This window comes from Oleiphilus sp. HI0079 (assembly GCF_001635105.1).
This window is the reverse complement of record NZ_LWFT01000594.1, coordinates 1-5115: the sequence shown is the minus strand read 5'-3', so window position 1 is coordinate 5115 and position 5115 is coordinate 1. Positions and strand designations below refer to the sequence as shown.

Here is a 5115-nt window from a genome sequence, read left to right as displayed (position 1 = left end):
AAGACCTAGGCTTCCGTTTTCACCAGTGACCAACCTGCTATCCAGCCAGTAACGCCAATCAGCATCCAAAGATCGACGCCCTTGCAGCACGAGTTCGACACCTTCTTCTCCATCACCTAGACCATCCAAGCGCCCGTCATCGGAATCAGCTTCTTCTCGCCCCTCATCAAAGCCTAAAGCAGCTTCGAACAGCCACACGTCAGAAAGAAGTCCACGCCAACCGAGGGCCTCTCCTGCCCAGAAGAATATATGATCTCCGCTACGCCATTGAAGCGCACCAGCTGGATCGACCTCCAAGCCATATTCATCGGAGCCTTCATATGCAGACTCGTATTCAACACCCAAGCCCAACCCTAAGGCCCAGCCGTCATCCCCCTTGGTGAAGTCATCTACCGAAGGAAGAGGCACAAAAGCCGATGTTCCGCCTTGCGCTAGTGCCGTGTTTAAGAAGAAACCATGAGTGAGCATTGCCAATAAGAGGACTGTCAGTTTTTTCATTTGATTCATGTACCAAAATTGCCGAGAAAAAAATTTCTGCCCAGGAAAATTTGGACACCAATGCAAGCTAGGGAAAATACGGCATAAAGGCTCAAAGATGGACTGTTTACCTTATACCTTATGCATGCAATTCTCACTAAGCTTAAACATATGCACTAAAAACGCGAAGCTTCAAAAATTATTCGCCTTGATCAAAGTATTCGGCGTAACGCCCGGTTTCCTTAAACTGATTCAATCGCGCATTAAACGTTGCAAGTAGTGACGGGCTGCTCTTGAGTTTTTTCGGAAACAATACGTAACTCTTGTTTTTCAGAAAGGCGGTCGGATGATGCGTAATTTTTTGCACATCTTTTTCCGAAAAATATTGGCTTAATGCAGCATATCCCACATTGAGTTCTTGAGGATAAACCTGTATTCGTCCCCGAATTAGCTTCTCGAAATTTTGCTTGGGTGTGGCAACGCGATGAATTTTTAATTTCCCGGCATCCAACGCGGCATCAAATGCAGAGCCATAGCTGTAACCGATATCGCCGCCAATCGTTAGTTCTTCAAGGTCACTGAGGCTTTCCCATTGAAAAGAAAATGTCTTGAGATGAAAAAACACGAACGTTTCGGTGAGCACGGGATCACTGTAATAAAAGTCTGCCTCACGTTCCGGCTTGTGCATCCACACGCCCATCAGGTCTTGAGCGCCATTCGCTGTTTCTGCATAGGCTCTTCCCCATGGGAAAAAATTGAGATTTACCGCAATGCCTTCCTCTGCAAAAATATCCGTGATTAGCTGAGCAACGGCTCCTTTATTCTCCAAGCTTTCTGATAGATAGGGCGGCCATTCTCCCAAAGCTACATCAATACGCAGGCCTTCTTCAGCTTGCAGATTCAAACTGAATAGTGCGATAAAAATTGCAACACACGTTTTAAAGCGCATTAAGAGCACCTAACGTTTAGAAAAATATTAAGCTTAGCTCAGTCGTACAAAGCCATTCAGTAGCCTCTTTACCTTAAGCGTCTATTGAGCACAAAGCAATGCCCTCAGATTGACCAATCGCCATTTAGTTTGCCGAGAAACAGAGGTCTTTTTCGAGTACGACTTTTGACTATGTTTCTACGTTAGTCCATCTTCGACGAAACGGCCAAAGTACGTTACCTTCGCCACAGACGGCCGGCAACATGAGTTCAACCCTTAACCAAAATACTCTTCTATCCACTGAAACAGTTTTTGACTATCCATGTCCGAGAACGCCATGTTCTGAAAGTCATTACCGACCTCTTCTTCCATCGTAATAAACTGATACAGCAGCACACCGGGCTGTTGATCGTGCAGAATAAGAGTAATACGACGACGCGTGCGCAAGCAGTCAATGGTCATCACGTCAGCAGGAATGCCCGAGTCCCGCATTCCGCGGCGCACCTCCAGGACAGGATTGATATGCTCGTGGCTGGCCTGAATTTGCTTGTGCGCTTCGCTGGCCATTTCTGAAAGTGCTTTTAATGGATCTTCGGACATAGGGCTCATACTTTGTAATCGATAGATTGATTTAGGGAGTTGAAATTACCACTTCCCTTTGATGTTTTGCATCCTACCGGAACTCCAGCGGTGTTTTGCTTAAGTTTCGCTTAAATTAGGCTTAAGTTAGGTATGAGTTAGGCTTGAGTTAGGGATGAGCTCCATTCATTCTCGATTCTGCTACTCAAATAAAAAAGGCCGCACCATACTTCGGTGCAGCCCGTTTTACGCGTTCATTAGCGTGACAAGGTTGTTAAGAGCGAACCTCGAATTTCAAACCCGCTTTTTGTTGCAAACGCTCCAGCAAGGCATCACCTAATGCAGTGGACGGCGTAAGCATGCCTTTCAGCTCTGGTGTTTTATCTTTATCAAGGGCCAAACAAGCCGCGGCCTCACCAAGCATTTTTGATGTTGAACCGTAACCCGGATCACGATCACCGCTCACAAAACCTTTCAGCAGAGAGCCATCACGCATTTTTGCGATCACCAAGTATTTCCAAAAGCCCGCCTCACGCTCTGACTTAGATGGCCCCTCGCCGGGCGCTGGAAGAAACTTAGCCGTTAGCTTTTTGTATAAGCCGCCGGGCTTACCACCAAGCATTGCAGCCAAACCGAGCAAACCGCCAAAGCCCTTCATCCGACCAGATAAGCCCTTGCCTGTCATCATCGTCTCGTCGTAAGTAAAGTCTTTCCCGTACGGAAAACCCGCTAAAGCATGACTACGACGTACAACACGCGTGTTAATCGCGGCCATGATAAACGGCATCATGAAGCTGTCCGCGTCCTCATCGAACTTCACACTGCGCAGGTCAGGTTTATCGTCACCCGTCATGGCATCGCGCGGGTTCAGTGTGTAAGGGTTATTCAGCAATTTGAACAACGCTTTATCTTCAGCCACTTCAGCAAGCACGTTGTTTATACTGGCAATCGTACCGCCGCTCGCGCCACCCTTCATCGACTTAACACGCACTTTTACTGCTTTTGCATATTCGCCTTTTAATTCTTTGGCTTTCTTCTGAATGAAGTAGGTTCCCATATCGGAAGGAATAGAATCAAAACCACAACAGTGCACGATGCGTGCGCCTGTTTCTTGAGCACGCTCATGGTGCTGATCGATCATACGGCGAATCCATTGCGTCTCACCAGCGAGATCACAATAGTCTGTACCGGCTTCAACACAAGCTGCAACCAGTTCACTGCCATAAAGCGCATAAGGCCCAACGGTCGTACAAATAACTTTCGTTTTGCTAACAAGCTCTTTTAGACTCGCAGCGTCATGGCTGTTACCAATTAAAATAGGCACATCCGTATTACCCAGCTCTGCGCGAACCTCTTCAAGCTTTGCTTGGTTGCGCCCTGCCATTGCCCACTTAAGTTCGCCATCAAGGCCATAGGTGTTCAGGTAAAACTCAGCCACTAAGCGACCAGTAAAGCTACTAGCACCCCATATAATCACGTCGTACTCGCGTGAATCTGACATTATGCTTTTCTCCAATTATTCTTTATCAACAAAGAGGCAGAGTAAAAGTACTCTGATGCCTTAATTCTATATAGCGTCGCGAGGGCGGCTCAGGCAAAGCGAACGTTTGAGAGAAAGCAGAGTTCACATGCACATCAGTGCGCAATTTGAACACGCTTTCATCACAGCTTAAGCAATCGCTGTCGCTATTTCACCCAATTCACATCGCCGACATACCGCCATCCACGGGAACAGCAATACCGTTCATATACGTGTTCGCTGGCGATAGCATCATCACCATGACATTGACGATCTCTTCTACCCGCGCAATACGCTTCAGAGGGCAACCGCGAGCTAGGGTTTTATTGAGCTCTTTATCATCATTGTTTGGGTTTAAATGCGGGTTATCAACCATCGGTGTTGCCGTAAAGAACGGACAAATCGCGTTTACCCGAACATTCATTGCACCCATCTCAACAGCGGCGGTTTTGGTCATACCAACCACCGCATGTTTTGCCGCGCCATACGATCCACCCATTGGTGTTGCGCCAAGCCCGGCCATCGAAGCGACATTAAGAATGCTCCCGTCCTTCTGCCCTGCCATCATTCGCATTTGATGCTTCATACCAAAGGCAACCCCTTTGAGATTCACATCTAACTGGTGTTGTAAGGTCTTTTCATCAATCTGCGTAAAGGGCATGAGCTTTGGTGCAATACCCGCGTTGTTCACAGCAATATCCAGCCGACCAAACTTCGACTTGGCCAAACCAACAAGTTCTTCTGCGTGCGCCTCGGAAGATACGTCGCCAACAGCGCTCACCACTTCAGCGCCTATAGCCGTAACCTTATCGACCGTCTCTGCGAGTCCATCTGCGTTGAAATCGGCAATCACGAGCTTCGCGCCACGCTCAGCGAGCGCAACAGCAAGTGCCGCGCCAAATCCACTTGCCGCTCCTGTGATAAGTGCAACCTTACCGCCAAAATCTAATAATTTATCGCTCATTTGTATTGTCCGCCCTTAAATCGTGAAACCGCCATCAACTACAATGCACTCACCCGTTGTATAGCTCGAGGCATCGCTCACCAAATACAATACAGTACCTGCCATTTCTTCTGGCTCCGCGTGGCGATGCATTGGGATCATCTGCATTGCCGCTTTATACATACTGTCATTGGTGAACAAGGCACCGGCAAACTTGGTTTTCGTTAAGCCCGGCAATAGTGCATTGACGCGAATATTAAATGGTGCGCATTCTTTGGCGAACGCCTTGGTCATATTAATAACCGCCGCTTTCGTAATTGAGTAGATGCCCTGCATCATGCCTGGTTGTAAACCGTTGATCGACGCGGTATTGACGATCGATCCACCGCCATTCTTTCGCATCAACTTACCCGCCTCAGTAGACATAAAGAAATAACCGCGAATGTTCACATCAACCGTTTTGTTGTAAGCATCAATGTCGGTATCGAGAATGTGGCCGAAATAAGGGTTGGCAGCGGCATTGTTGACCAAAATATCCAACTTGCCGTGCTTATTGGCGATATATTCAAAGGTCTGCTTGATCTGATCCATATCACCAACATGACAGGCCCATGCTTCGGCGGCGCCTCCTGCTTCGATAATCGCATCAGCGACAGCTTGGCAGTCGTC

Annotated in this window: 6 protein-coding genes; all 6 read right to left on the bottom strand. The window is 47.8% G+C overall.

The genetic code is table 11. The features are described 5' to 3' along the window. Positions 1-507: MipA/OmpV family protein (locus tag A3750_RS10185; protein WP_231871784.1), on the bottom strand; the 507-nt coding region annotated here is incomplete at its 3' end. A gap of 169 nt (positions 508-676) precedes the next feature. Further along, positions 677-1426: an ABC transporter substrate-binding protein gene (locus A3750_RS10180; protein WP_068548234.1), complete on the bottom strand. Its 750-nt coding sequence runs from the start codon at positions 1424-1426 to the stop codon at positions 677-679. Between the two features lie 255 nt (positions 1427-1681). After that, entirely contained in the window at positions 1682-2005 is a 324-nt protein-coding gene (locus tag A3750_RS10175; RefSeq protein WP_068548235.1) for a hypothetical protein, read from the bottom strand. Between the two features lie 253 nt (positions 2006-2258). Next, on the bottom strand, positions 2259-3485 hold the full coding sequence (locus tag A3750_RS10170; RefSeq protein ID WP_068548233.1) for a trans-acting enoyl reductase family protein: 1227 nt from the start codon (positions 3483-3485) through the stop codon (positions 2259-2261). 199 nt (positions 3486-3684) lie between these two features. Next, positions 3685-4467 carry an SDR family NAD(P)-dependent oxidoreductase gene (locus A3750_RS10165; RefSeq protein ID WP_068548232.1) on the bottom strand — a complete coding sequence of 261 codons (783 nt, stop codon included), beginning with the start codon at positions 4465-4467 and terminating at the stop codon, positions 3685-3687. Positions 4468-4482: 15 nt separating this feature from the next. Then, positions 4483-5115 (bottom strand): SDR family oxidoreductase (locus A3750_RS10160; RefSeq protein WP_068548231.1); only part of this gene is annotated, 633 nt, incomplete at its 5' end.

What these genes read in the sequence shown, in the direction of transcription:
- A3750_RS10175 (WP_068548235.1), bottom strand. Translation starts at nt 2,005, where the DNA reads ATGTCCGAAGATCCATTAAAAGCACTTTCAGAAATGGCCAGCGAAGCG.
- A3750_RS10165 (WP_068548232.1), bottom strand. Translation starts at nt 4,467, where the DNA reads ATGAGCGATAAATTATTAGATTTTGGCGGTAAGGTTGCACTTATCACA.
- A3750_RS10180 (WP_068548234.1), bottom strand. Translation starts at nt 1,426, where the DNA reads ATGCGCTTTAAAACGTGTGTTGCAATTTTTATCGCACTATTCAGTTTG.
- A3750_RS10170 (WP_068548233.1), bottom strand. Translation starts at nt 3,485, where the DNA reads ATGTCAGATTCACGCGAGTACGACGTGATTATATGGGGTGCTAGTAGC.